Raw genomic sequence first — 24,328 nt, 5'->3', positions numbered from 1 at the left:
GGCATGGCCCGTGAAGATGCGGCGCTTCCGCGCCTGGCAGCGCGTCTATCGCGGCAGGTGGACAGTGGCCGCGCAGGCACTACCATCGCCCCATGCGAATGCCCGTCGAGAACGCGACCCCGGATCGCCGCCGCTTCCTGCGCAGCGCCGGATGGTCGGCGCTCGCGCTGTCGATACCGCCGGCGCTGGGCGGCTGCGCCAGTCGCGCCGCCGCCACGGCCACCGACGCCGCACCCGCCTTCGCCGCGCCACCGCCGCTGGCGCCGATCTTCGCCACGCCCGACCGCATCATCGCCATCGACGTGTGCACCCGCCCGTTCCGCGCGCAGGGCCCGCGGATCGAGGCCGAACGCATCGGCGACCACACCGTCGTCCACAACTACGGCCACGGCGGCGGCGGCTGGTCGCTGTCGTGGGGCTCGGCTGCCGAAGCGCTGCAGCTGATCCGGGCCACGGGCGAGCGCGAGCTCGCGGTGGTCGGGTGCGGCGCGATCGGCCTGACGACCGCCCTGCTCGCGCAGCGCGGCGGCCTGCAGGTGCGCATCTATGCGCGCGAGCGATTGCCGCTGGTGCCTTCGTCGTTCGCGACCGGGGTCTGGTCGCCGGCCTCGCGCATCGCCGCCGCCAGCCATGCCACGCCCGCGTTCGAGGCGCGCTGGGAGCGCATGGCGCGCACCTCGTTCCGCAGCTACCAGACCCTGCTCGGGCTGCCCGGCGAACCGGTGGGCTGGCACGACTTCTACCACCTGTCTGGCGGGCCGGGGATCCGGCGCCAGCATGGCGGCGAGGCGTCGCCGGAGCCGGCGTATGCGGACCTCGAATCGCGCCTGGTCGACGACCTCGGCCCACGCTCCCGGGCGCTGGCCGGAGGCGCTCATCCGTTCAACGCCGCGCGCGTGCGGCGCAAGCCGCGGCTGGTGTTCAACCTCGCCACCTATTCGCGCCTGTTGCTCGGCGATTTCCTGCAGCTCGGCGGCACCATCGAGACACGCACCTTCCACAGCCCCACGGACCTCGCCGCGTTGCGCGAGAAGACCGTCGTCAACGCCACCGGCTACGGCGCGCGCGCGCTGTTCGGCGACGCCTCCCTGGTGCCGGTACGCGGGCAGACCGCGCGACTGATCCCGCAACCGGAGGTCGGTTACGGCCTGGCCCATGGCGGCCACAACCTGTTCGTCGTGCCGCGCGGCGACGGCATCCTGGTGCAGACCCAGGAACCCGGCGACTACGACAACGACGACACCACGCCGGACCCCGCGCTGTCGGTGGCGGCGGTGCAGCGGCTGGCGGGGTTGTTCCGGTGAGCGGTCGCGGATGGCTGCCCGCGCTGCTGTTGCTCGCCTTCGGGTCGGCAAGCGCGGCCGGGCCGGTCGCGAGCGCGCGCGTCGCCTTCGACCGCGACGGCATCACCGAAACCCGAACGGACGGCCTGGCCGACATCGCCGCGCAGCGCGCCGTCACCGCCGACGACCCGGTACGCGTGGCCTCGGTCTCCAAGCTGGTCGTCGCGATCGGCGTGCTGCGCCTGGTCGAGGCCGGCCGCCTCGACCTCGACGCCGATGTGTCCGATGCGCTCGGCTGGACCCTGCGCCACCCGCAATGGCCCGACGCGCCCATCACCCTGCGCCTGCTGCTCTCGCACCGCTCGGGGCTGACCGACGGCGCCGGCTACTGGCAGGTGCCGCTGGGCGAGGAACTCGCGCCCCTGCTCGACGATCCGCGCGCCTGGGACGCGCAGCACCCTCCGGGTGATTTCTTCCGCTACGCCAACCTCAACTTCCCGCTGGTCGCCGCGGTGATGGAACGCGCGACCGGCGAGCGCTTCGACCTGCTGATGGACCGCCTGGTGCTGGCGCCGCTCGACATCGCCGGCTGCTACAACTGGGACGCGTGCGACCCCGCCACCGCCGCGCGCGCAGTGGTGCTCTACGACGGCGAACGCAAGCCCGTGCGCGACGACCACCATGGCGCCAAGCCCGCCTGCAACGTGATCCCGGCTGCCGACGGCGACTGCGACCTCGCGTTGTGGCGCGCCGGCGCCAACGGCGCCACGTTCTCGCCGCAGGGCGGGCTGCGCATTTCCGCCAACGGCCTGACGAAGGTCGGCCGGCTGCTGCTCGGCGAGGGCGAGGTCGACGGCGTGCGCCTGCTCTCGCCCGATTCGGTGCGCATGCTGCTCGAGCCGGTGTGGACCTCCGCGCCCGGCAACGGCGTCGGGCACGAGGAAGACACCGGCGACGGCCAGGCCCGCGCGTTCTTCTGCCGCTACGGCCTCGCCACCCAGACCCTGGCCACGCCGCTGCCCCAATGCGGCGACGATCCCTTCGGCGACGGCGTCGCCCGCGCCGGCCATGCCGGCGATGCCTACGGCCTGAAGTCGGGCCTGTGGATCGACCGCGCCGCCGGCAGCGGGGTGGCGTATTTCGCCACCGGCGTGGACAGCGGGCAGGGAGGCGGGCATTCGGCCTTCAGCGCGGTGGAGGAACAGCTGGCGCGGGGCACGATGCCACTCCAGGCGCCACGAGCCGACCGGGACTGAACGCGCACCCGTGCGAGCGCCTTGTCGAATGCAGCCGCAGGCGTTCGTCGTCATCGGCAATCCCATCCGGAGGAAACCCATGGTCCAGGCCGTCAATCCCTACCTCAACTTCGACGGCAACACGCTGGAAGCCTTCGAGTTCTACCGCCGCGTGTTCGGCGGCGAGTTCCCGATGGTCCTGCGATACCGCGATTTCCCCGGCAACATGGGCGCCCCCGGGGACGCCGCCGACAAGATCGCGCACATCGCGCTGCCGATCGGACCGGCCGTGCTGATGGGCACCGACGTGGTCGGCGACCAGGTGTCCTCGTTCAACCCCGGCAACAACAGCTACATCGTGCTGGCGCCGGACGACGCCGACGAGGCGAAACGGCTGTTCGACGGCCTCTCCGCCAACGGCACCGTGGTGATGCCGCTGCAGGCCACCGAGTGGGCCGAGCAGTACGGCATCGTCACCGACCGTTTCGGCGTGCAGTGGATGGTCAGCTACGAGGGCGCGAACCGGTTCCGCGGCTGATCCATCGCGCAGGCGCCGTGCAGCCGGCGGCTCGCCGCGCCGGCCACGGCGTGCTACAAGACGCGCCGTTTCCGGCCGACCCCTTCCACGCATGGCGCTTGAACATCCGACGCGGCCATCTGCGTTCTGGGCGCGGCTGGCCCTGACCGGGCTGGCCGCGTTCGTGCTCGCCGCGATCGCGCTGCACCTGCTGCGCCCGGACCTCGATCCGGTCGAGCGGCAGATGAGCCTCTACCTGATCGGTGCCTGGGGTCCGCTGCTGCAGGCGGCCTACGTGGCGCTGGGCGCGGCGATGGCCGGGCTCGCCTGGGGCGTGTACCGCGCGCTGCCATCGCACGCGCGCAGCGCCGCGCCGGTGCTGATGTTCGCGCTCGGTGGCGCGTCGCTGGCGACGACCGCCTATGCGTGGATGGACATGCCCGGCGCGGACATGACGATGGAAGGCCTGGTTCACGGCATCAGCGCCCAGGCCGCGTTCCTGTTCGCGACCACGGCCATCGTGCTGCAGGCACTGCGCCTCCGCCACGATCCGCAATGGCGACGCCACGTCCGCTGGCTGCTGCCATGGGCGCTGGCCTGTTTCGCTGCGGTCTGGGTGCTGGCGCTGTGGCGCGACCTGCCCCGCGGCCTGTCGCAGAAGGCGGCGATCGCGCTGATCGTCGGCTGGCTCGGCGCGGTCGCCGTGCTGCTGTGGCGGCGCACCAGGCCGCACCCGCGCTAGGGCGGATGCGCGCGGCGCCATGCGCCTGCGCCATGCGGTCAGGATCCTCCGCCGCGCTGCAGCTGCGCCCCTTCTTCCTCGCCGTAGCTCAGCCACAGGCTCGCGCTCTGCGCATCGACGAACACCTGCGCCTGCAGCCCCGCATCGAGCGCCGACAGTACGCAGTACTCCACGGTATCCAGGCCACGCGGCTTGACGTGCGCGATGCGCAGCCGGCCCAGCCGCGGACCGACCTCGGCGACCAGCGTGCGCCACTCGTCGGCACTCAGCGGCGGCCCGCCCAGCTCGTCGACCAGCAGCAGCTGGCGCGCCGGCTGCGCCGCCACCGCATCGGCGATCGCGCGCCAGTAGGCGAGCGTGTTGGGCAGTGTCGTCGTGCCGGTGACGTGCGCATGCAGGCGCCCGCCGGCCTCGCGGCGCAGTTCCATGTGGACATCGTCATCCATTGCGCGCCTCCCGCCGTTCGCGGCGAAGGTAGGCCGTGACGCCACCGGGACCGGCACGCTGCAATGGCAGCCCGCCCGATCGATCCCGTCGCGCCCCCGATGCCGGCAGCCGTCAACCCGCGAACGTTCCCTGCGCCGATCCTAGCGTGAATCCCGGGAAAGGACCCGTGAAAGATGCCGCGCGGGCGAATTCTCCGGACCAGCGTGACGCATGGGCGGGCGCCAGGGCGCACGCGGCGGGCGCGGGGTGCGCAGCGGCAAAGCGCGGCCCCCCGGTCACGTCCGGATCACCCGCGCTGGTCCACTCTCGGCACCTGGTTTTCGACGGAGCACGGAGATGGGATTCCTCAAACTGTTCGCGGCCGGCGCGCTCGGCTTCCTCGCCTACAGGTCCTGGCAGCGCCACCAGGCCGGCCCGCGCGCGCTGCGTGACGACGGCGAGCGCACACCGCCGCATGGCGATCCGATCCTCGCCGGCGAGCGCATCGACGCGTCGCCTTCCCCGCGCCCTGCCGCGCAGGCGAGCCGCGGCTTCGGCGAGCCCTGAGCGCGCAGCCGCAACGTCCGCGTCACGGATCACCCCCGAAGGGAGCCCGCATGCGCCTGCTCGTCCTGCTGACCGCGCTCGCCATGCCCATCGTGGCCTGGCTGTCCAACACCGGTGCGTTCGGTCCCGACAACGGCACCGTGTCCGATCGCTACCCCACCCTGCTGGTCGCGGCGGGCTACGCGTTCTCGATCTGGGGCCTGATCTTCCTGCTCGACCTCGCCTATGCCGGCTGGCAGGCCAGCGGCGATCGCCGTCGCGACGCCACCCTGGGACGCATCGCGCCCTGGGCCGCGGCGGGCTTCCTGCTCACCACGATTTGGATGCCGCTGTTCTCGTACGAATGGTTCTGGCTGTGCCTGCTGGTGATCTTCGGCGCGATGGCATGCCTGGTGCGTTGCGCCGTGCTGCTTTCGCGCGATGCCGCGCCCCGCAAGGGCCAGTGGGCCTGGGCCTGGCTGCCGCTGTCGCTGCATGCCGGCTGGCTGACGCTGGCCGCCTTCCTCAACCTGGCGCAGGTGATCGTCGCGTACGGGCTGCTGCCTGTCGATGCGCAGTTGCCGTGGAGCCTGGTGTTGTTCGCGATCGCGGCCATCGCGTTGCTGGTGCTCAACCAGCGCATGCGCGGCAATGTCGTCTATGCGTCCGCGGCGCTGTGGGCGCTGGTCGCGGTCTACGTGAGGCAATCGGAGAGCGACCTGGCGGGCGCGGATGTCGCAGCGTGGCTGGCGGTGGCGATCGCGGTGGTCCTGGTGGTGCAGACGTTGATGCTGCGGCGTCGCCATCGCGGCGGGCCGCTCCCGCATGCGGGGAGCCGCACGCCGGTCGAGTGAGCCGGCGCGGTTGCGGCTGCCGCGATCCCCGTCAACACGCCAGGCCGTCCTTTTCCTTGTGCGAGAGGCAAACCGTCGTTGGACGCCCACTGTCGATCCAGCCCGGTCGCTTCGAATCCTTCCTGCGGGCGCCTCGAGACACCTCGGGATGGTCGGCGTTGCCGGTCGCCCCGCCTTCAATGCATGGCGTCCGCGCCCCCGCGTGCATGCCGCGTGGCGGCCCCGCCAGCCGCCAGCATCTCCAGCGCAGCGACGCGGCCCTCGGCATCGCGCTCGATCCGCACCCGACGCGTCGGCTCGCCCTCGATGAAGAACAGGTCGCGCGACAACGGCAGCAGCCGCAGCGGTGGCCGGCGACCCTGCCGCAGCCGCAGCGCTTCTCCCATGCGCTCGAGGCGCAGCGCGCCGTAGTCGCCGGCGATCGCGTCCAGTGCCGAAGACGACAGGGGCGCAGCCGTGGCGAGCAACGCCTCAAGCGACCAGCGCGCCGCATCCTCCCCGCCACGCTCGACGATGGCGGACAACGCCAACCGTCGCGCCTCGTTCAGCGCATCGATGCTGGCGACTTCGACATCCGGCGCCACACCGCTGCCTTCCCAGTTGCCGCCGGTCACCGGACTCACCGGCGAACCCGTGGAGACGAACACGCTGAAGCCCCCAATCAGCCGGAATGGCCGCCCCGGGTTGGCCGCGCCTGCCGTGGCCTCGCCCACCAGGGTGGCGCGTCGCGCGTTCTTCAGCGTGTAGGCGAAGGCTTCCGCGGCCGATCCGGTGCGCCCGCTCACCAGCACGTACAGCGGCACCTGCGTGCGCGGCGACGCATACGGCCGCGCGGGCGCCTCGGATTCCGTGCCCTGGCGCGAATGGAAGGTGTTGTAGATGTCGCTGCCCGCATCGACGAACGCGCTGGCCAGGTAACCCACCATCGCCGGCGAGCCGCCGCCGTTGTCGCGCAGGTCGATCACCATCGCGTCGGTGTGCGCCAGCAGTTGCAGCGCGGCATCGATCGACTGTCGTGCCGGCGGCTGCGTCGCATCGAAATCGAAGTCGAAGTCGGCGAAGTAGCGCAGGTCCAGATAGCCGACGTTGCCGGGAAACACCTGCACCTGGCGGATGCCGAAGTTGTCGCGGGCGGGATCCGGCCCCGGCGCCGGCCGGCGCACCCCCGCCTGTCCAGCCCCGTCCGCCGACCAGGACACGTTGAAGTGCCGGTCCTGCGGCTCGAGCGCGGTGGTCAGCGCCGTCGCGAGATCCCGCGGATCATGGAACCGCTCGAACGCACCGCCCGCCGCTTCCGCGCGCAACTGCGCGGAGATCGCCGCACCGCGCTCGGGATCGAAGTACTCGCGCTCGATCGTGTCCGCCACTTCGGCGACGACCTCGCGCGGCTCCGCGGCAGGCAGGCCGGAGGAGAGCAACAGGGCGAGGACGCTGGCGACGATCTTGGGCACGGGCGAGTCCTTCTGGAGACGGATAACCACTGTGGATGCGCGGGGCGGCGAAAGCGTCGCGGCGAGGCATCCGCACGCTCGAACGACGCGCCTCGCTCCGCTCGTCCCGGCGCAGCGTGGTGCCTGCCGCGCCCGCGAAGGCCACGCTGACCGGGCCGGATCCCCTGCCGGGTCGCAAATCGTGTGCAATGGACAAAGTCAGCGGATACCGCGCCACGCCGGCGCGCTAGGCCCGCGTCTGCCGCGCCTCTCCCGCCGCCGCATCCGCCGCCAGCCGTGCCTGCAATGCCTCGCGCAAGGCGTCGCCGACCGGCAGGCGCAGGTCGAACTCGTCGCGCAGCACGTGCATCACCTCGTCGGCGTCGGCCAGTTCGCGGCGCCGGCTGGGCGCGCCCAGGCGATGGATCGCGAAGCTGCCGTTGTGCAGGGTTTTGCGGATGCCGTCGCCGGTGCGGGCCACGCGCAGGTGGCCGATGAACGGCGAACCAGGGTGCGTCGATACATACCAGCTGCCGACTTCCAGATCGATGTCGAGCTGGGGTTGCAGGTCGAACGCGTACAGGTCGCGCCAGTCGCCACCCACCCGGGCGCGCAGCAGCCAGCCACCGTCGCGTTCGAGCAGCTGGTAGGGCTCGTGCGGCGTGGGCTGCACGGCATCGGTGTGCAACTGCAGCGGCGCGGTCGGCACCATGCCGCCGAATCCCACATCGCTGGTCCAGGCCGCGCCGTCGAGCGTCACCAGCAGCGTCATGTGGGTGCGCGCCAGTGGCGTGTCGCCTTCGATCACGCGGGCGGTCAACGCCCGTGCGTCGAAGCCCAGGTGCTGCAGCAGCGCGAGGAACAGCCGGTTGAGCTCGAAGCAGTAGCCGCCGCGCCCCTCGTGCAGCAGCTTGCGCTCGAGCGACGGCAGGTCCACCGGCACCGGCTGGCGCAACAGGGTGGCGATGGTCTCGAACGGGAATTGCGCTGTGTGCCGAAGCTGCAGCGTGCGCAAGGTGTCGAGCGTCGGCGGCGGCGGTGCATCGAAGCCCAGGCGGGCGAGGTAGGGTCCGGGATCCTTCAGGGGTGTCGACATGGCGGCATTCGCAAGGAGGGGCTGCCGCCACGTTAGGGCCTCAAGCGCGGTCGAGGTCAAGGCACGGCGTCTTCACCGCCCTTCCCGTCATCCGTGCAAGCGCACAGGAATCCCTCCGGACAGCGGCAGGGCGGCATCACAGATGCGGCCCCCACATCATCCGCCACGCGCCGAACACGCCCAGCGCCGACAGCAGTGCGCCGCTCGCCAGCACGCCTGCCACCGCGCGTTGCATCGTGGGCCCGGCGCGTTCGGCGCGGAAGTACAGTTCGGCCACGGCCAGCGGGAGCAGGTAGCAGCCGAAGCTCCAGGCGATGTCGAACCAGCCGTCCATGCGCGGGCTGTTGCCGCGCGGGCCCTGGTTGAGGATGAACCAGGCCATGAATCCCAGGCGCATCGTCCACACGCCGCTCACCAGCAGCAGCGCGCGGATCGCCCAGCGCGATGGCTGGTCGACCCTGGTCGTGGGCCTGGAAAGCGGTTTCGGCTCGCTCGGCGCGTTCCACCGCACGTTCAAGGCCGCGGAAGGCTGCACGCCAGGCGAATACCGCAGCGCACGGCCCGCTCCCGAGGGGGTCGCGGGACGACAGCCCGCCTGAGGTCTGCCGGCATAGAGCCCGATCGGCAGCGCCGCATGCCTGCATGGCGCTCGACCGGTTGCACCCGAAACCCCGGATCAGGTCGCTTCGCGAAGTGTCTCGACCTCGATGGAGCGCTGTTCCGCAGTTCAATCGGGCGCATCGGTGGCGTCGAGAAGCTGCAGCAGGATCCGTTCGGAGCGTCGCTGGCCGTATCCCTGTCCATAGGCCGTGGACGTGATCGCAACGACGAGACCGTATCGAGGAACCAGGTAGATCTTGTTGCCGCCGTTGCCGGAAGCGAAATGGACGACGATCGAACGCCCACCGCGCTCGTATCGTTTCGTGTACCACATGTACCCGTAGCTGTCGGCGTAAGGATCCAGCATCGATATATCGACGACAGGCGAAATGGCCTCGCGCACCCACTTCGGATCGACGATCTGATGCTGGCCAACCCGTCCGTCATTCAGGAACAGGTTGCCGAGCTTCGTCATATCGCGCGCACTGATGCCGAGATTTCCCTGGCCCACGCCTTCCCCTTGCGGGCCGCGCCGCCACGAGACATCGCTGATGCCCAATGGTCCGAACAGGTGCTCCTGCGCGAAGCGCTGGAGTGACATACCCGATGCGTGCTCCACGACGGATCCCGCGAGGAACGCGTCGAGGGACGAGTAGACGTATCGTTCGCCCGGGGCGTATTTCATCGGCACCGCGTAGGCAAACGGGATCCATTCCGGGCTTGCGTCGAGCCGGTCCTCGTTGCCCTTGCTTCCCGGGTCGTCGTCGTCCGCATCGAGCCCCGACCGCATGGTGAGCAGGTCGCCGATCCGGATCCGTCGCTGTTCCGCGGGCATGCCTGGGGGCAGGATGTCGGCGATCGACTGATCCAGTCCCGTCAGCAGACCCTGCCGGATCGCGATGCCGACCAGCGTGGAGGTGATGCTCTTGGTGGCGGAGCGGATGTCGCGCAAGGTCCGCGGGCCGTCGCCATTGAAGTACCGCTCCGCCGCGATGCAGCCGTGGCGGGTCACCACGACGCCCCTCAGGTCTCCCGTCAGATCGCGCGACAGGTCATCGAACAGCATCTCCACGGCTGCCGTATCGAAGGTCTCTCCCGCGACCGGCACGCAAGCTGGAGGCCCTTCGCCCTCCACGACGGCGGGGCTCGAATCGACGCCGCCACAGGCCGACAGAAAGACGGCGAGAAGCATGGCTTGCAACCGGTGCCTCATGTCTCCCTCCTTCGGCCTGGAGAACGATGGATGCCGAAGCGTGCCACAAGGTTGCCATCGGACGCCGGCCCGGGTGGCAGGTGTGGCGGGCGGTGCCCGTCACGAAAACGTCGAACCACGGCGCACCGCCGCCAACGGGTTGGGCGGCGACCGCCCGGGCGCCGTCCCGCCTCTGGCGGGGCCACGACGGCGTGCCGCATCCGGGCAACGCGATCAGCTCATTCCCGCCACCACGCCGTCGTCGGCTGCGGCGCGCCCAGGTCGAAATGTTCGCCCATGCGTGGCGTGGCCAGCGCGAGGCCCTGGTCGGCGGCGAGCCTGCTGACGCGTTCGAACGGGTCGTCCCAGGCGTGCATGGCCAGATCGAAGGTGCCGTTGTGGATCGGCAGCAGCACGCGCCCGCGCAGGTCGGCGTGCGCCTGCACGGTCTGTTCGGGCAGCATGTGCACGAAGGCCCACTTGCGGTCGTAGGCGCCGGTTTCCAGCAGGGTCACGTCGAACGGACCGAAGCGGCGGCCGATTTCGGCGAAGCCATCGAAGTAGCCGGTGTCGCCGCTGAAGAACAGCCGCAGGCCGGCATCGCCTTCGCCGGTGGGCGGATCGAGCAGCACCCACGAGGTCCACAGCGTGCGGTCGCGATCGAACAGGCCGCGCCCGGAGAAATGCTGCGCCGGCGTCGACACGATGCGCAGCCCGTCGAATTCTGCTTCCTGCCACCAGTCGAACTGGCGCACCTTGGCCTCCGGCACGCCCCAGGCGACCAGGCGGTCGCCCACGCCCAGCGGCGCGAGGAACACCTCGGCCTTGTCCGCCAGCGCCACCACCGCATCGCGGTCGAGATGGTCGTAGTGGTCGTGCGACAGCAGCACGCCGCGCAGCGGCGGCAGCTCGTCCAGCGCGATCGGCGGTGCGTGGAAGCGCTTCGGGCCCATCCATGCGAACGGCGAGGCGCGCTCGGCGAAGACCGGATCGGTGATCCAGAACCCGCCGCGCAGCTTGATCAGCAGCGTCGAATGCCCCAGCCGGAACAGGCTGCGATCCGGCGCCGCTTCCAGCGCCGCGCGCGTGAGCGGCAGCACCACCGGCGGCGTCGCCGGCACCGTGGTGGCGGGCTTGTTGAAGGTGAAATCCCACAACACCCGCGCCATGAAAGCCAGGCCGTCGGGCGGGCGCGGCCTGGGGTTGCTGAAGCGGCCATCGGTGGCCTGCGGCGAGGCCGGATAGTCGGCCAGGGGCTGGTTGGTGCGGACGAACGACAGGCTGCAGGCACTCACGGCGAGGACTCCGAAGGCGAGGGTCAGGGCGATCAGGCGGCGCCCGCGGGTGCGGCGGCGCGTCGGGGAAGGGGCGGTCATGGGTGGCGTCCAGAAACTACACTGTGCAGTGTAATTACCCAATTCCGGAAAGTAAACTGCCCGGTGTAAACTTGGCCCCATGGCCGCCCGTCCCGAAGCCCGCCTCGACGCCCCCACCCGCCTCACCGACCGCAAGCGCGCCGCGATCGTCGACGCCGCCGTGGCCGAGTTCCGCGCAGCCGGCTTCGAGGCCACCAGCATGGATCGCGTCGCCGCCCGGGCCGGCGTGTCCAAGCGCACGGTCTACAACCACTTCCCGAGCAAGGACGCGCTGTTCCTGCACATCGTCGACACGATGATGGCGAGCGGCGGCGACGAGCAGGCCACGCCCTACCGCGCCGACGCCCCGCTGCGCGGACAGTTGCTGGAGCTGGTGCGGCGCAAGCTGCGCCTGCTGCACGAGCCCGACTTCGCCGACCTGGCCCGTGTGGCCATCGTCGCCGGCCTGCATTCGCCCGATCTCGCCCGCCAGCTGGTGGAGCTGCTGGGCCAGCGCGAACATGCCATGACCGCCTGGGTGCGCGCCGCCGCCGCCGACGGCCGCCTCGCCACCAAGGACCCCGCCTTCGCCGCCACCCAACTCGAATCGCTGGTCAAGGGCGCCGCGTTCTGGCCGCAGGTGGCGATGGGGCAGCCGCCACTGACCGAAGCGCAACAGGCGGCCGTGGCCGAATCGGCGGTGGAGATGTTTCTGGCGCGCTACGGCTGAAGCCGCGCGGCGCCCCACCGGGGGAGGGGCAACGCCGTCAGCGGCTCAGGGGCCGCACTGCCAGCGCCCGTCGAACGTGCGACTGGCGCCATCGGCGCGCTGGTAGGTGAGCGTGGCGGGGCGCGGAGGCGATTCGCCGCCGCCGGTCGCCGGGCCGGTCACGGCGATGACGATGGTCTTGCCCTGCCCGGTGAAGGTTGGGTTCTCGAGGATGCCGTCGAAGCCACCCGGTGCGCGGATCGCTTCCACGTAGCCCGCGACCTTGACGATGCCCTGGGCCGGTTCCTCCGAGGCGACCATGCCGCGGGCGAGCAGGATCGGCGCCGCATCGTCGGCGGAGAAGCTGCAGGCGAGTTCGCCGGAGAGGTCGGCTTCGGTGAGATCCTGTTCGGTCAGCGCGTCGAGCCGGATCTCGGAGCCGTCGCCGCCGATCGTGTCGCTGCCGGATGCAGGCGCGGCTGGAGCCTGCGCGCCCTCGACGTTCTCGGGCACCGCGGCGGCCGGCGTAGTGTCGGGTGCCGCATCGCGCGACGCATCCTGCGCCGGTTCCGGGGCCGGCGAGCACGCCGCGAGCAGCGCGACCGTCAGCAAGGCGAGCGCAGCCGACGCAGGCGCGCGGCGGGAATGGGAACGAATGGAATTCCTGCAAAGCATCGGCTGTCCTCGGGATGTCTTCGAAATGGCCGCGGCGCGTTGCCGCCCTGCGCCGCCGTCGACGGCATGGTGGCGACGCAGGGCTTCGATCCAGGTGAAGACGGGTCATGGCGCGTGGCTGCCTCGATGTACGCGGCATGCAGGCAGACGCGCGCCACGCGTCGCACGATCCGGCTTGCGCATGCGCTCACAGCCGCGCCGCCTGCACGTGCATCCAGTCGCGACCGATGGCGCGTCCGAGCGAGATCCAGCCATGCGCCTCCCAGATGTCGAAGAACTTCCTGTATTCGCGTCCGCAGAACAGCGCCTGCGGGCAGCGCGTGGTCAGTCCGTTGGGCCCCGCGAAGAAATCCCAGGCGCAGCCGTAGGCGTGCATCGACCAGGCCGTACCGCCACGCATGCGGCGCGGGTTGTAGGTGCCGGCGTTGCGGTCCAGTCCCAGTCGGCGCAGCTCGTCGATGCCGTACTTGCGCAGGATCTCCCGCATCGCCGCCTGCGCGCTCTCGGCACAGCGCGCATGCATCTGGACCCGGGCGACCCGGTGCGACAGGTTCCAGTCCAGGCGCATCGGGAACGGCAGGTCGATCATCACCAGTTGCCGCTCCACCGCCGGCCCCGGCGCGCCGTAGTACCCGTTGCATCCGGACTGCTTCGGGAAGCCGCTGTCGACGGCCGGCCCGGTGCGCGTGGTGTCCAGCACCAGGTCGCGGCCGTAGGCCTGGCGATGGTTCCACTGCAGCAGCGCGCCGGTGGTCTGGTTGCCGGCGTAGCCGTCGATCACGCCCGGATCGCAGCCGGCGTGCCTGAGCGCCAGCTGCGCGGCGCCGGCCGAGCGGCGCTTGGCCGACCACCTCGCGGGATCGGAGGTGCATTCGGCCGCGTGCGCGACCAGGATCGCATCGATGGCGGCAAGGCTCTTGGGGCCGATCTCGCCATCGATGGCGCCGGTGTAATGGCCGGCGGCGGCGAGTAGGCGTTGCAGGTCGGTCGGCGTCATGGTCGCGACTCCGGTGGGGCCCCTGTTCCGATAGCAACGCGCCGCCGCCAGGGCGGCCAACGTCCGTCGGGCCCGAACCACTCGCGTAGAAACCCTTTCTGATCTGGCCGGGAGTCCGCCCTGACCCCGTTCGCCCGGGCAGCCAACCCGCCCATTCGTCACGAGCGTTCGCCCCGGTGAACGAAGGCAATGGCCTCCGTTCGCGCGTCGCGTCGCTCGTCCTCCCGGCAACCTTGCAGCGGACGCTTCGCTGCTATGATCCAGCCGCGCCCGGAAGGATTCCGGCCCGGGCCGCTACGGCCGCAGGGGGAAACACGCGGCCCATCGGGGAGTCGGGATCGCCACGAAAATCCAAGGACACCGGAATGACGCGCCTCATGCTTGCGGTCTGCATGGTCGTTGCCGCCTGCCTGTTGCCGATGGCGTCGGCCGTCGCACAGGAAGGAGACGATCCCGTTTCACAGCTGCCCTGGCAGCACGGCCCCACCGTCGGGAAGATCGGCGATCGCGCGACGATCAAGGTCCCCGACGGCTACGCCTTCCTGGATGCGGCAGCGACGCGCCGCTTCAACGAGATCCTGGAAAACCCGCCGACCGTCCACGACGAGTACGTGTTGGCGCCGGACGACCTCGACTGGATCGCGTTCTTCAGCTTCAGCGAGATCGGCTATGTCAAGGACGACGAGACGCTGGACCCGGATGACGTCCTGTCCAGCATCCGCTCGGGGCTCGAACACGGCAACGAGGAGCGCCGCAGCCGCGGCTGGGACACGCTGAAGCTCGTGGGCTGGTCGGCCAAGCCGCAGTACGACCAGCAGATCCGGGCATTGGCGTGGGCGATCCTGCTCGAAAGCGAATCGTCCGGCTCGAAGGTCGTCAACTACAACACGCGGCTGCTCGGTCGCCGCGGCGTGATGGAGGTGACCGTCGCCGCGGACCCGGAGGTCCTGCAGCCGGCGATCGCCGACTTCAAGGCACTGGTGCCCGGCTATACGTATGTCGCGGGCGAAGGCTATGGCGAGTTCCGGCCGGGCGACCACGTGGCCGAGATCGGCCTGGCCGCCCTGATCACCGGCGGCGCCGCGGCGGTGGCCTCGAAGAAGGGCTGGCTGGCGGCGATCGGGATCGCCATCGCCAAGTTCTGGAAGCTGCTGTTGCTGGGCGTGGTGGGCGTGGGCGTGGCGATCCGCAAGTTCTTCGGCGGCAAGGACGCGCCACGCTAGTGAACGTGCCGGAGGCCGAGATCCTGCTGGCCGTGGCGCTGGTCGCGCTGTACCTGCAGGACTCGGCGCTGCTGCTGCACTTCGACGAAGTGCTGGTGGAAGGCGGCGGCCGCGGCTGGCGCGTGTCGACCGGCTCCGGACTCGAGCTGCAGGGACGCTTCCTGTTGGTGCCCAACCCGCTGCTGCCGATGCGCACGCGGTTCCGAGCGAGCTGGTTGCGCGCAGGCACCACCCCCGCCGAAACGGCCGATTCGCTCGCGCGCTACGCACGCACGCTCTGGCCGGTGCGCATCGGATCCGCGCTCACCGGCGTGGTCGTGCTGGGCGCCATGCCCTATTCGCTGCTGGGCTCGCGCGATCCGCTGCAATTGCTGGCCGCCCTGGCCGCGGCGTGGCTGCTGATCATCGCCATGTTCGCCTGCCTCGCGCTGCGCCGCGCGACGCTGCAGCTGTCCCGGCGCCAGCTCGGCAAGCTCGCGCTGGAATCGCTGCTGTGCCCACCGCACGCGATCAACCTCTATCGCCGGCTGTGCGCGATGCGCGGATTCCGGAGCGATCCGGTCGCCTTCGCCGCCACGCACCTGCCTGCGGATGCGCGCCGGCGCCTGCAGACCGCTATCGAGGCGCGGCTGGACCTGTTCGCCCAGGCCGACGAAGGCGCCGGCGGCCGCATCTCCGGCCTCGCCGCCGCCCGGGCGCGGATCGCAGGGCAGCTGGCATGAGCGGGCTGGAGATCCTCGCCGCCGCCAGCGGACTGGCGATCGGCTACTGGCTGGTCAGCGTGTTCCTGTCCACAGCCAAGCCGCCTGCCGACGCTGCGCCCGAGGATGCGCCCGAGCCGGACGCCCCGCATGTCGTCGACATCGGCGCACGCCACTGGACCGACGTGCTCGGGGTGCCCGCGGACGCGGACGAAGCGGAGATCGCTGCCGCCTACCGGCGCCGCGCCGCCGAATACCATCCCGACCGCGGGACGACGATGGCCAACGAGATCCGCTCGCTGGCCAGCGAGCGGACGGCGGAGATCGACGCCGCATACGACCAGGCGATGCGGCAGCTACGGCGGCGTCCGACGCCCGGTTCGCGCGAATGACCGGGTGCGGTTCCGCCGGTCGCGGGCCGGAGGCGCCAGGGCCCTGCCGTCGATCCAGCGGGTTGCCGCCGCGCGCCGTCCCTCACGGGACGCAGGCGCGTGCCGCATGGGGGGCCTAAGGGCCGGCATGTTCCTGCGGCGAAGCCCTTCGCAGGCCTGCGTCGAGCCATCGCGTTGATCCGTGCTGCGATCACTGCGCAGGCGTCGCCGGCAGCGGCCTGCGCAGCAGGTAGTAATCGACCAGACGATTGGCGGCAGGCGGATCCACGTTCGCCAGTCCCACCACCACGATGCCTTGCGCCGGATAGACGCGCAGGTCGCCGTTCATGCCCGGCGCGCCGCCGCCATGACCGAACATGCGCACGCCGTCCTGTTCGCGCGACATGAATCCGTAGCCGTACCACGGGGTCTGGTTGCGCGTGGCCTCGGCCAGCAGTTCCGGCGACAGCAACGTGCCCGCCAGCAGGGCGCGCGCGAACTTCAGCAGGTCGCCGGCGGTGCTGTAGCCGCCGCCGGCGGCGGTGCCGCGATACGGCAAGGTGTCGGCCGCATCGGTCCAGGCGCCGTCCTTGCGCGTGTAGGCGGTCGCACGACCCGGCACGGGCACATCCTCGGGCAACGATCCGCTGTCCCGCATGCCGGCGGGCGCGAACACGTGCGTGTCGACGTAGTCGTAGTACGACTGGCCGCTCGCGCGTTCGATGATCGCGCCCAGCAACAGGAAGCCGTAGTTGGAATAGCGCTGCTCCGCACTGGGCGGATGCGTCGGCGCGCGCGCACCGAACAGGCGCACGTAGTCGTCGTGCGTCTTCAGCGACAGGCGCTGCGCATCGAACTCGGGCCCGAAGAAATCGCCGGTGCCGCCCGAGTGCGTCAGCAGTTGCCGGATCGTCACCTTCGCGATCTCCGCGTTCGGATAACCGGGCAGGTATTCGCCCACCGTGCCGTCCAGCGACAGCTTGCCGGCCCGCACCAGTTGCAGCGTGGCGACGGCGGTGAACATCTTGTTCATCGAACCGATGCGGAACTTCGTGTCCAGCGTGATCGGCGCGTCGGCAGGGGCGCCGGCGCGGTTCCATGCACGTTGCAGCAGGACGTCGTCGCCATTCGCGATCAGCAACACACCGGAGAACGCATCGTTCGCCGCCTGCGCATCGGCTTTCGCCACCAGCGCGTCGATGGCGCCGGCCGCGGTCATGCGCGCGACGCGCAGGTCCTCGGGCGGATCGATCGTGCGGATCTCCAGGCGCGCCGGCTCGCCCGGCGTCACCGCCATCTCCATGCGCGCGACCGTGTCGGATTCCATTTCCTGCAGCAGCGCGAGGGCCTTGCCGGGTTCCGACGGCTCGTGGCGCACCAGCCGGAACCCGCCGGTCTCGGCGTGGAACTCCAGCATCCGGTCCACGTCCATGTCCGGCTTCCAACGGTCGCGATAGGCCTCCAGCGGTGCGCGTTCTCCGGAATTGAACGCCGCCAGCCACGCATCCAGCGCCTGCCGTGCGGGATCGACGGCCGATTCGGAGGCCGGAGCGGCAGTGGCGGTTGGCGCGGGGGGCGATTGCGCCAGCAGTGTCAGCGGCAGGCAACAGGCGATGAGCAGGACGAAGGCACGGGACATGTCGGCAACTCTGGAGGGTTCGGTGGAAGCGGATGCGGCGATGATGACGCCGGTTGCATCGGAAGTCGCCGGGCGCGACCCCCAGCGAAGTCGCGGTGCCTCAAGTGTGGTCACCACCGGGTGCGGCGGAAACCGGCAATGGCCTTCTCGCACATGGCCCGGCTGTGCACGCGGCGAGCGAGGCGGGGCCCCTGACGCAAACGGATTCGCCTGGCGCCAGGCAATCGGGCGAACGGTTCCGTCGGATCCGGACGCTCGCGCGCGACAGACGAACTGCCTCCACGCCGCGCTCACTCACCGCTAACGCCACTTCCCTAGATTCGTCCTGGTCGCACAACACACGATCGCGCGATGAAGACCCAACGCCTGCGCCTGTCCAGTGGCCGCGACCTGTCGTATTCCACGGCCGGCGACCCGGGCGCACCCGCCCTGCTGCTCCTGCACGGCACGCCCAATTCTTCGCGCATGTTCCGGCAGGTCGCGCCTGCGCTCGCGCAGGTCGCGCACGTGATCGCGCCCGACCTGCCCGGCCATGGCGCTTCCGACCCGATGCCCGACGCCACCTTCCACGGCATCGGCGAGGCGATCGTCGAACTGCTGGACCGGCTCGGCGTAGGCCCGCGCTACATCTACCTGCATGACTGGGGCACGCCGGTCGGCCTGCACGTCGCGATGGACGCGCCGGAGCAGGTGCTGGGCCTGATCGTGCAGAACGCCAATGCGCACCGCTCCGGCTGGGGCCCGGGCTGGGCGGCGACGCGCGCCTACTGGGAGCGGCCGACGCCTGCACTCGAAGCCGAGGTCACCGCGCACCTGAGCCTCGAAGGCACGCGCGACACCTACGTCTCCGGCGTTCCCGCCGAGGTGGCCGCGTGCATTCCCGCCGCGCACTGGGAAGAGGACTGGCGGGTGATGCAGTTACCCGGCCACCTGGACACGCAACGGGCGCTGATCGCCGATTACGGCCGCTACGCGGAGCGCTTCGACGACATCGCCGCCTGGCTCGAACGCCACCAGCCGCCGGCGCTGATGGTCTGGGGCCGGCACGACATCTACTTCGAACTCGACGAAGTGCTGTCGTGGATGCGCGCCCTGCCGAGGATGGAGGCGCACGTGCTCGACGCGGGCCACCTGCTGCTTGAGACGCATGCGCAGCAAGCGGCGTCGCTGATGGTGGAGTTCATACGCCGGAACCGGGCAAGCGCGGAGACCGACGCCGCGGAGTGAAGCGCACTTGGCGCGGCGTATCCCGCCAGCCGGGTCCGCCCGCGTTCCCGCCTCTAGCGCGGCGCCGAAAGCGCCGTCTCGATCTCCTCCAGCCGCCGCCCGCGCGTCTCGATGCCGTGCCGCAGCAGCATCCAGCCCGACAGCGCCATCGGCGCGGCGATGAGCAGCGCCGACCACGCGAAGTGGTCGAAGAAGCCGACCACGCCCAGCCCCGCGCCGAGGATGCCGCCGGCCTTCGAGCTGGCTGCGACCACGCCCGAGCCGGTGCCGCGCAGGCGCACCGGGTAGATCTCGGCCGCGTACGGGATCAGCATCGCGATCACCCCGCTCACGCTGACCAGCAACGCGGCCGTGGCCACCACCACCCACGCCTGGTCGCGCACGCCGGCGAAACCCATCGCCGCGAACGCCAGCAGCGACAACGTGGTGAACGCGATGAACAGCACCAGCGCGCGCACGCTGCTCCAGCGGTGGTAGAGCCAGATCACCACCGCGATTCCGGGCAGCGCCAGCAGCGCCGAGCGCGCGAGCAGGGCGCTGGCCGCGCCGGCTTCCACGCCCAGTTCCACCAGGTTGGTCGGCAGCCACAGCAGGAAACCGAAGTTCGCCAGCCCCCACGCCACGCCGCAGACCAGCAGCCCGGTGGTGATCGGCGCATGCCGCCCATGCAGCAGCGCGCGCAGGCCGGTGACCGGATGCGACTCCTCCATCACCGGCGCGCCCGGGTGCGCGGCGTCGTCCACCTCCACCGCACCCTGCCCGGGCCCGGCGAACCGGCGCAGCACCTCGCGCGCCGCCGTGTGCAGGCCGGCGTTGGACAGGAAGCGCGGCGACTCGGGGATCCAGCGGTTGAGCACGATGATCACCGCGCCGGTCGGCAGCCCCAGCAACCACAGCACGCGCCAGCTGAACATCGGTTCCAGCCACGCCGCCGCGCCCGCCGCCAGCAGGTAGCCGGCCGACGTGCCCACCCCGCCCAGCGCCACCAGCAGCCAGCCGCGGTGCGCGGCCGGCACCGTCTCGGCCATCAGGGTGAAGGTGATCGGCAGCAGGCCGCCGGCCGACGCGCCCATCAGGAAGCACATCGCCAGGTTCCATTCGAAGGTCGGCATCGCGCCGCAGATCGCGGTGCCCATGAACATCAGCGCCGACAGCAGGATCGCCGCGCGCCGCCCGGCGCGGTCGGCGATGCGGCCCCACACCACCGAGCCCACCGTGGTGCCGGTGAGCGCGAACAGCGCCAGCAGGCTGGAGGTGGACTTGCCGATGGCGTACTCGGCGCCCATGCCCGGCATCACGAAGCCGAGCGTGGCCGGCTTCATCACGTCCACCGCCAGTGCGACCACCAGCACCAGCACCAGGGTGGCGTGGGCGCGGTTGAGCGGCACCCCGTCGGCGACGTGGAAGTGCAGCTGCGCCGCGGGCGCCACACCGGCCCCGGGCAGCCGCGGCAGCATGCCGAAGGCCGACAGCGCCAGCCCCACCGGGATCGCCGCCATGCCCAGCCACATCTCCGTGGTCATCGGCATGCCCACCATCTGCCAGTGCGTGTGCTGGCCCATCATGAACATCGGCGCGTGCGCGAACACCCCGCCCACCAGCAGCGCGCAGCCGAACCAGAACACGAGGGGGTGGCGGAAGGCTAGGCCGTTGATCATCTGCAAAGTGCGCGGGAGCCGGAGCGGAGCGCAAGTGTGCGCGAGCGGCTCCGGGTCTGCATCCCCGTCGCGTCGCCAGTGCGGCGGGACGGCGGGCGCCACGTCGGCATGTCGAACACGCCGCCGCATAGCGGGAGGGTCCCGCCCCCGGCGGCATCGCCGCGGCCGCGGTCATCGCGCACGCGCTCGCCAGGGCCGATCCCCGCGGCACCTGTCCGCGCCGGAGTCAGGTGGTCACGTCCGCACCCGGCTCCGGGCCGGATGCGCAGCGCTCTCCGTCTGCGGCGGATGACGGGAATCGCGGGATGGCACCGCCCGGCGCCTGTCCTCAGAAATCCGCGTCCAGCACGATCCGGTAGCGGGCCTTGCCGGCGCGCAGGTGTTCCAGCGCTTCGTTGACGCGACTCATCGGGAAGTGCTCGGTCTGCGGCGCCACGCCATGGCGGGCGGCGAAGCCGAGCATGCTGTCGATCGCGCCGCGCGAGCCGGTGGGCGAACCCGACAACGCCTTCTGCCCCGAGATCAGCGAGAACGCCGACACCGCGATCGGCTGCAGCGGCACGCCGACCACGTGCAGCCGTCCCTTCGGCGCCAGGGCCCCGACCAGGCCGGGCCAGTCCAGCGAAGCGTTCACCGTGTCGATGATCAGGTCGAAGCTGCCTGCGAGTTTCTTCAGCGCCGCGGCGTCCCCGGTGGTGACCACGCGATGCGCGCCGAACGCGCGCGCCTCCTCTTCCTTGGAGGCGCTGGTGGTGAACGCGGTGACCTCGCAGCCCCACGCCCGGCAGAACTTCAGCGCCATGTGGCCCAGCCCGCCGATGCCGATCACGCCGACCCGCGCGGTGGGCGCGATGCCCAGCTCGCGCAGCGGCGCGAACACGGTGATGCCGCCGCACAGCAGCGGGCCGGACTCGGCCGCGTCCAGGCCTTCGGGCAGCGGCGCCACCCACACCCAGTGCGCGCGCACCTTCTCGGCGAAGGCACCATGGCGCCCGCCCAGGGTGGGTTGCACCTCGCGGCACAGGTGCTGGTCGCCGGCCAGGCAGGCGCTGCAGTGCAGGCAACTGCGCGCGTTCCAGCCCAGGCCCACGCGCTGCCCGAGTGCCACGCCCTTGGCGTGTTCGCCCAGCGCCGTCACCCGCCCCACCGCCTCGTGGCCGGGCACGAACGGATAGGCGGTGAAGCCCCACTCGTTGTCCAGCATCGACAGGTCGGAGTGGCAGACGCCGCAGTGCTCGACCCTGATCTCGACCTCGTCGGCCCCCAGCGGGCCGGGGTCGTATTCGAAGGGCTCCAGCGCGGCGCCGACGCTCGTGGCGGCCCAGGCGCGGTAGGGGGTGCCCATGGCAGCGGTCTCCGGTAAAGAAGGCCGAGACGATACTCCACCGGCGCTTGGCCGGTCGTGATCGGCGCGGCTTCGGAACTTGCCTTCCGGAGGACTGTCCACGACACGACTCCCGACGCGACACCATGTCCATCAGCCCGGCCCCGCCCACCCACACGTTGCGAACGACACAGGTCTCGGCCTGGCCAGTGCGCCCACTATTCTTCGACTGTTGCTGCCCGGGGGAGAGAACCTCTGCACTCTCCTTGCCTCTGCCCCTTCCCCGAGATCCGACTCCGTGCCCCCATTCTCCCGACGCATTGGCGATTTCCATCCGCCGTCCACTTCAAGGCGCCGCCTTGACGCTGCCCTTGCGGTGACGCTGGCGGCCCTGGCGACCGCGTCTCCAGGGCCTGGAAGGACTTCGGAGCTGCCCGTCCAGGTCCTGGCGGCAGCTCCCATTCCGGAACCCGTCGACCGTGTCTTCGCTGGCGCCCTCGAGGTGCATGCCGAAGCGACGGATATCACGCACAGAATCTTCAACGTTCGCGTGCGCATCCCGGTCCAGGCAGCTGGCCCGACCGCCCTGCTCTACCCGCGCTGGGAAACCACCAGCCACGGTCCCAGCCTCACCGCCACCAGTCTCGCCGGGCTGTCGGTGTCGATCGATGGACAGCCGCTGCCCTGGCAGCGCCACCCGATCGATGCGCACGCGTTCCAGCTGGAGATTCCCACGGGTGCGAGCACGCTCGAGGCGACCTACCAGGTCATCGTGGGCGCCGACACGCTGTCGCGGGATCTGGTGGTCGTGCCCTGGCAGCGGTTGGTCGTGTATCCCGCCGGCTGGTACGCCCGCAACATCATGGTGGAGCCCAGCGTGACATTGCCGCCCGGGTTGGAGCCAGTGTCTTCGCTGGAGGTCGAGGCCGTGCAGGACGGGATGGTCGAGCTTGCACCGGTCTCCCTGGAGACCCTGCTCGATTCACCGCTCCATACGGCGCGCCATCTCCGGAAGGTCCCGCTCGCCACCATGGGCGATGCGCCGGTCACCCTCAACCTCATGGCCAGCCGTGCCGAGGATCTCGACCTGCCACCCGAGCGGAAGGCGGAACTGGTGCGGATGCTCGACCAGGTCGCCGCGGTCTTCCCCCCTGCACCGTTCAAGCGCTATGAGTTCCTGGCGCGACTGGAGGACGACGCATCGACAGGCGGCGCCGAGCATCGCGGCTCCAGCGAGATCTCGCTGCCATCGAACTACTTTCGCGACTGGGCGAGCCAGCTCAACGGCCGCGACATCCTCGCCCACGAACTGGTGCATGCCTGGAACGGGCTTTACCGCGTCCCCGCCGATCTGTGGGCGCCGACGCCCAACGTGCCGCAGGGCGGCAGCCTGCTGTGGGTCTACGAAGGCCAGACCGAATTCTGGGGCCGCATCCTCGCCGCGCGCGCCGGGCTGCGCAGTCGACAGGACACCCTCGACCAGCTGGCGCTCGACGCCGCCGAGGTCGCCAATCGTCCCGGCCGCGCGTGGCGCAGCCTGTCGGACGACGTCCGCTACCCGACCTTCATGCTGCAGAAACCGGTGCCCTGGCGCGACTGGCAGCGCCGCAAGGACTACTACCGCGAAGGCGTCCTGCTGTGGCTGTGGGTAGACGCGCTGCTGCGCGAGCGCACCAATGGCCGCCAAGGCCTCGACGACTTCGCACGCTCATTCTTCGCCGCACCGTCCGGCGACGCACCCGCGCGCACTTACACCTTCGATGACCTGTGTGCCGCGCTTGACGCCCTCGCCCCGAACGATTGGGCGGGCGAACTGCGAGCATGGGTGGACGGCCACGAAGAGGTCGACACCACGGCGGGCCTGGTGCGGCATGGCTGGCAGCTGGTCTACACCGACACCCCCACCGCGGCCTACCTGCAGCAGCAGGGCGAGGACGGCGTCATCGACCTGTCCTACTCCATCGGCATGACGGTGACGGACAAGGGCGTGGTCCGGGCGGTGAGCTGGAACGGCCCGGCATTTGCGGCCGGTCTGGCACCGGGCAGCAGGATCGCGGCCGTGCATGGCGAGCCTTTCGATGGCGAACGCCTCGTTGCGGCCGTCCGCAGCGCAAGGCGGATACCCGTGCAGCTGGCCGTCGAACAGGACGGTGAGCGCGTCGAGCGGACACTCCGGTACCGGGGAACGCTGCGCTATCCGCACCTTGTCCGGGTGTCCGGAAGACCTGACACGCTCACGTCGCTACTGGCGCCTCGGCGAGGGATACGGCAGACAAAAACACTCCCAGCCACCCCACTCACTGAGAAATGAAACCTGGGCCTCTTCTGCTCAGGCTTGCTGACCAGCCGTCGCCCGCTCCTAATGCCGCGTCCGCACGGGAGTCAATTCCCGTATCTCTTCGCGATTTGCGAAGGCAGGCGTCGAGAGCCGGTGTGGGCGCGGTTGAGCGGCACCCCGTCGGCGACGTGGAAGTGCAGCTGCGCCGCGGGCGCCACACCGGCCCCGGGCAGCCGCGGCAGCATGCCGA

24 protein-coding genes are annotated in these 24,328 nt (G+C 70.9%); 13 read left to right on the top strand and 11 right to left on the bottom strand.

Features of this window, described 5'->3' with window-relative positions; translation table 11 throughout:
- Positions 1 to 98: 98 nt before the first annotated feature.
- The 4 genes from JMO03_RS01810 to JMO03_RS01795 all read left to right on the top strand — a co-directional run bounded on the left by JMO03_RS01810 (position 99) and on the right by JMO03_RS01795 (position 3,777).
- Entirely contained in the window at positions 99 to 1,304 is a 1,206-nt protein-coding gene (locus tag JMO03_RS01810) for an FAD-dependent oxidoreductase (RefSeq protein ID WP_202839804.1), read from the top strand.
- The gene (locus JMO03_RS01805) at positions 1,301 to 2,539 is read left to right on the top strand and encodes a serine hydrolase (RefSeq protein ID WP_202839626.1); all 1,239 of its coding nucleotides are present in this window, start codon (positions 1,301 to 1,303) and stop codon (positions 2,537 to 2,539) included. The genes JMO03_RS01810 and JMO03_RS01805 overlap by 4 nt, the downstream gene beginning before the upstream one ends.
- A gap of 79 nt (positions 2,540 to 2,618) precedes the next feature.
- Positions 2,619 to 3,056, top strand: coding sequence for a VOC family protein (locus JMO03_RS01800; protein ID WP_202839625.1), 438 nt, complete (start codon positions 2,619 to 2,621; stop codon positions 3,054 to 3,056).
- A gap of 91 nt (positions 3,057 to 3,147) precedes the next feature.
- Positions 3,148 to 3,777, top strand: a complete 630-nt coding sequence (locus JMO03_RS01795; protein ID WP_202839623.1) for a DUF998 domain-containing protein — start codon at positions 3,148 to 3,150, stop codon at positions 3,775 to 3,777.
- A 38-nt stretch (positions 3,778 to 3,815) separates the two neighbouring features.
- Here the strand turns inward: JMO03_RS01795 and JMO03_RS01790 are convergent, their stop codons facing one another.
- The gene (locus tag JMO03_RS01790) at positions 3,816 to 4,223 is read right to left on the bottom strand and encodes a hypothetical protein (RefSeq protein ID WP_202839621.1); all 408 of its coding nucleotides are present in this window, start codon (positions 4,221 to 4,223) and stop codon (positions 3,816 to 3,818) included.
- Positions 4,224 to 4,560: 337 nt separating this feature from the next.
- On the opposite strand from JMO03_RS01790, the gene JMO03_RS01785 reads away from it, so the two are divergent.
- The gene (locus JMO03_RS01785) at positions 4,561 to 4,770 is read left to right on the top strand and encodes a hypothetical protein (protein WP_202839619.1); all 210 of its coding nucleotides are present in this window, start codon (positions 4,561 to 4,563) and stop codon (positions 4,768 to 4,770) included.
- Positions 4,771 to 4,820: 50 nt separating this feature from the next.
- On the top strand, positions 4,821 to 5,603 hold the full coding sequence (locus JMO03_RS01780) for a hypothetical protein (protein WP_202839617.1): 783 nt from the start codon (positions 4,821 to 4,823) through the stop codon (positions 5,601 to 5,603).
- A 176-nt stretch (positions 5,604 to 5,779) separates the two neighbouring features.
- Here JMO03_RS01780 and JMO03_RS01775 read toward each other — a convergent pair whose 3' ends face one another.
- From JMO03_RS01775 to JMO03_RS01765, 3 genes are all read right to left on the bottom strand, one after another.
- Positions 5,780 to 7,054 carry a S41 family peptidase gene (locus JMO03_RS01775; RefSeq protein WP_202839615.1) on the bottom strand — a complete coding sequence of 425 codons (1,275 nt, stop codon included), beginning with the start codon at positions 7,052 to 7,054 and terminating at the stop codon, positions 5,780 to 5,782.
- A gap of 226 nt (positions 7,055 to 7,280) precedes the next feature.
- Positions 7,281 to 8,129, bottom strand: coding sequence for an arylamine N-acetyltransferase family protein (locus JMO03_RS01770; RefSeq protein ID WP_202839613.1), 849 nt, complete (start codon positions 8,127 to 8,129; stop codon positions 7,281 to 7,283).
- 136 nt (positions 8,130 to 8,265) lie between these two features.
- Positions 8,266 to 8,511 (bottom strand): hypothetical protein, encoded by a 246-nt coding sequence (locus JMO03_RS01765; RefSeq protein ID WP_202839612.1) that lies wholly within the window; start codon positions 8,509 to 8,511, stop codon positions 8,266 to 8,268.
- On the opposite strand from JMO03_RS01765, the gene JMO03_RS01760 reads away from it, so the two are divergent.
- Positions 8,510 to 8,728, top strand: coding sequence for an AraC family transcriptional regulator (locus JMO03_RS01760; protein WP_202839611.1), 219 nt, complete (start codon positions 8,510 to 8,512; stop codon positions 8,726 to 8,728). The genes JMO03_RS01765 and JMO03_RS01760 overlap by 2 nt on opposite strands.
- 128 nt (positions 8,729 to 8,856) lie before the next feature.
- On the opposite strand, the gene JMO03_RS01755 is transcribed toward JMO03_RS01760, so the two are convergent.
- Together JMO03_RS01755 and JMO03_RS01750 are read right to left on the bottom strand one after the other, a co-directional pair.
- A complete protein-coding gene (locus JMO03_RS01755) occupies positions 8,857 to 9,942 on the bottom strand; it encodes a serine hydrolase domain-containing protein (RefSeq protein ID WP_202839610.1) in 1,086 nt (361 codons plus the stop codon).
- 218 nt (positions 9,943 to 10,160) lie between these two features.
- Positions 10,161 to 11,297, bottom strand: coding sequence for an MBL fold metallo-hydrolase (locus tag JMO03_RS01750; protein ID WP_202839609.1), 1,137 nt, complete (start codon positions 11,295 to 11,297; stop codon positions 10,161 to 10,163).
- A gap of 79 nt (positions 11,298 to 11,376) precedes the next feature.
- Here JMO03_RS01750 and JMO03_RS01745 point away from each other — a divergent pair, with 79 nt between their 5' ends.
- Positions 11,377 to 12,006: a TetR/AcrR family transcriptional regulator gene (locus tag JMO03_RS01745; protein ID WP_202839607.1), complete on the top strand. Its 630-nt coding sequence runs from the start codon at positions 11,377 to 11,379 to the stop codon at positions 12,004 to 12,006.
- Positions 12,007 to 12,051: 45 nt separating this feature from the next.
- Here JMO03_RS01745 and JMO03_RS01740 read toward each other — a convergent pair whose 3' ends face one another.
- Both JMO03_RS01740 and JMO03_RS01735 read right to left on the bottom strand, forming a co-directional pair.
- Positions 12,052 to 12,597: a hypothetical protein gene (locus JMO03_RS01740; RefSeq protein ID WP_202839605.1), complete on the bottom strand. Its 546-nt coding sequence runs from the start codon at positions 12,595 to 12,597 to the stop codon at positions 12,052 to 12,054.
- 250 nt (positions 12,598 to 12,847) lie between these two features.
- Positions 12,848 to 13,657, bottom strand: a complete 810-nt coding sequence (locus JMO03_RS01735; RefSeq protein ID WP_202839598.1) for a M15 family metallopeptidase — start codon at positions 13,655 to 13,657, stop codon at positions 12,848 to 12,850.
- Between the two features lie 365 nt (positions 13,658 to 14,022).
- Here JMO03_RS01735 and JMO03_RS01730 point away from each other — a divergent pair, with 365 nt between their 5' ends.
- The 3 genes from JMO03_RS01730 to JMO03_RS01720 are packed head-to-tail and all read left to right on the top strand — an operon-like array spanning position 14,023 to position 15,973.
- Entirely contained in the window at positions 14,023 to 14,880 is an 858-nt protein-coding gene (locus JMO03_RS01730; protein ID WP_202839596.1) for a DUF2167 domain-containing protein, read from the top strand.
- Entirely contained in the window at positions 14,880 to 15,602 is a 723-nt protein-coding gene (locus JMO03_RS01725) for a hypothetical protein (RefSeq protein ID WP_202839594.1), read from the top strand. The genes JMO03_RS01730 and JMO03_RS01725 overlap by 1 nt, the downstream gene beginning before the upstream one ends.
- Positions 15,599 to 15,973: a DnaJ domain-containing protein gene (locus JMO03_RS01720; protein WP_202839592.1), complete on the top strand. Its 375-nt coding sequence runs from the start codon at positions 15,599 to 15,601 to the stop codon at positions 15,971 to 15,973. The genes JMO03_RS01725 and JMO03_RS01720 overlap by 4 nt, the downstream gene beginning before the upstream one ends.
- Before the next feature lie 190 nt (positions 15,974 to 16,163).
- On the opposite strand, the gene JMO03_RS01715 is transcribed toward JMO03_RS01720, so the two are convergent.
- On the bottom strand, positions 16,164 to 17,591 hold the full coding sequence (locus JMO03_RS01715) for a serine hydrolase domain-containing protein (RefSeq protein ID WP_202839590.1): 1,428 nt from the start codon (positions 17,589 to 17,591) through the stop codon (positions 16,164 to 16,166).
- A 351-nt stretch (positions 17,592 to 17,942) separates the two neighbouring features.
- Here JMO03_RS01715 and JMO03_RS01710 point away from each other — a divergent pair, with 351 nt between their 5' ends.
- On the top strand, positions 17,943 to 18,818 hold the full coding sequence (locus JMO03_RS01710; protein WP_202839588.1) for an alpha/beta fold hydrolase: 876 nt from the start codon (positions 17,943 to 17,945) through the stop codon (positions 18,816 to 18,818).
- Between the two features lie 53 nt (positions 18,819 to 18,871).
- Here the strand turns inward: JMO03_RS01710 and JMO03_RS01705 are convergent, their stop codons facing one another.
- Entirely contained in the window at positions 18,872 to 20,476 is a 1,605-nt protein-coding gene (locus JMO03_RS01705; RefSeq protein WP_202839586.1) for an MFS transporter, read from the bottom strand.
- Positions 20,477 to 20,804: 328 nt separating this feature from the next.
- The gene (ahr, locus tag JMO03_RS01700) at positions 20,805 to 21,821 is read right to left on the bottom strand and encodes an NADPH-dependent aldehyde reductase Ahr (RefSeq protein WP_202839585.1); all 1,017 of its coding nucleotides are present in this window, start codon (positions 21,819 to 21,821) and stop codon (positions 20,805 to 20,807) included.
- Positions 21,822 to 22,098: 277 nt separating this feature from the next.
- Here ahr and JMO03_RS01695 point away from each other — a divergent pair, with 277 nt between their 5' ends.
- A complete protein-coding gene (locus JMO03_RS01695; RefSeq protein WP_425491755.1) occupies positions 22,099 to 24,111 on the top strand; it encodes a M61 family metallopeptidase in 2,013 nt (670 codons plus the stop codon).
- The last annotated feature ends 217 nt before the right edge of the window (positions 24,112 to 24,328 follow it).

Source organism: Luteimonas saliphila, from assembly GCF_016774335.1.
GTDB classification, from domain to species: domain Bacteria; phylum Pseudomonadota; class Gammaproteobacteria; order Xanthomonadales; family Xanthomonadaceae; genus Luteimonas; species Luteimonas saliphila.
This window is presented reverse-complemented; position numbering and strand designations above follow the sequence as displayed.

Excerpts from the sequence above, each read along its gene's own strand:
- JMO03_RS01765 (WP_202839612.1), bottom strand. The coding sequence starts at position 8,511 with ATGGCCTGGTTCATCCTCAACCAGGGCCCGCGCGGCAACAGCCCGCGC.
- JMO03_RS01755 (WP_202839610.1), bottom strand. The coding sequence starts at position 9,942 with ATGAGGCACCGGTTGCAAGCCATGCTTCTCGCCGTCTTTCTGTCGGCC.
- JMO03_RS01745 (WP_202839607.1), top strand. The coding sequence starts at position 11,377 with ATGGCCGCCCGTCCCGAAGCCCGCCTCGACGCCCCCACCCGCCTCACC.
- JMO03_RS01810 (WP_202839804.1), top strand. The coding sequence starts at position 99 with ATGCCCGTCGAGAACGCGACCCCGGATCGCCGCCGCTTCCTGCGCAGC.
- JMO03_RS01785 (WP_202839619.1), top strand. The coding sequence starts at position 4,561 with ATGGGATTCCTCAAACTGTTCGCGGCCGGCGCGCTCGGCTTCCTCGCC.
- JMO03_RS01790 (WP_202839621.1), bottom strand. The coding sequence starts at position 4,223 with ATGGATGACGATGTCCACATGGAACTGCGCCGCGAGGCCGGCGGGCGC.
- JMO03_RS01715 (WP_202839590.1), bottom strand. The coding sequence starts at position 17,591 with ATGTCCCGTGCCTTCGTCCTGCTCATCGCCTGTTGCCTGCCGCTGACA.
- JMO03_RS01770 (WP_202839613.1), bottom strand. The coding sequence starts at position 8,129 with ATGTCGACACCCCTGAAGGATCCCGGACCCTACCTCGCCCGCCTGGGC.
- JMO03_RS01735 (WP_202839598.1), bottom strand. The coding sequence starts at position 13,657 with ATGACGCCGACCGACCTGCAACGCCTACTCGCCGCCGCCGGCCATTAC.
- JMO03_RS01760 (WP_202839611.1), top strand. The coding sequence starts at position 8,510 with ATGAATCCCAGGCGCATCGTCCACACGCCGCTCACCAGCAGCAGCGCG.
- ahr (WP_202839585.1), bottom strand. The coding sequence starts at position 21,821 with ATGGGCACCCCCTACCGCGCCTGGGCCGCCACGAGCGTCGGCGCCGCG.
- JMO03_RS01705 (WP_202839586.1), bottom strand. The coding sequence starts at position 20,476 with ATGATCAACGGCCTAGCCTTCCGCCACCCCCTCGTGTTCTGGTTCGGC.
- JMO03_RS01710 (WP_202839588.1), top strand. The coding sequence starts at position 17,943 with ATGAAGACCCAACGCCTGCGCCTGTCCAGTGGCCGCGACCTGTCGTAT.
- JMO03_RS01730 (WP_202839596.1), top strand. The coding sequence starts at position 14,023 with ATGACGCGCCTCATGCTTGCGGTCTGCATGGTCGTTGCCGCCTGCCTG.
- JMO03_RS01795 (WP_202839623.1), top strand. The coding sequence starts at position 3,148 with ATGGCGCTTGAACATCCGACGCGGCCATCTGCGTTCTGGGCGCGGCTG.
- JMO03_RS01750 (WP_202839609.1), bottom strand. The coding sequence starts at position 11,297 with ATGACCGCCCCTTCCCCGACGCGCCGCCGCACCCGCGGGCGCCGCCTG.
- JMO03_RS01800 (WP_202839625.1), top strand. The coding sequence starts at position 2,619 with ATGGTCCAGGCCGTCAATCCCTACCTCAACTTCGACGGCAACACGCTG.
- JMO03_RS01780 (WP_202839617.1), top strand. The coding sequence starts at position 4,821 with ATGCGCCTGCTCGTCCTGCTGACCGCGCTCGCCATGCCCATCGTGGCC.
- JMO03_RS01720 (WP_202839592.1), top strand. The coding sequence starts at position 15,599 with ATGAGCGGGCTGGAGATCCTCGCCGCCGCCAGCGGACTGGCGATCGGC.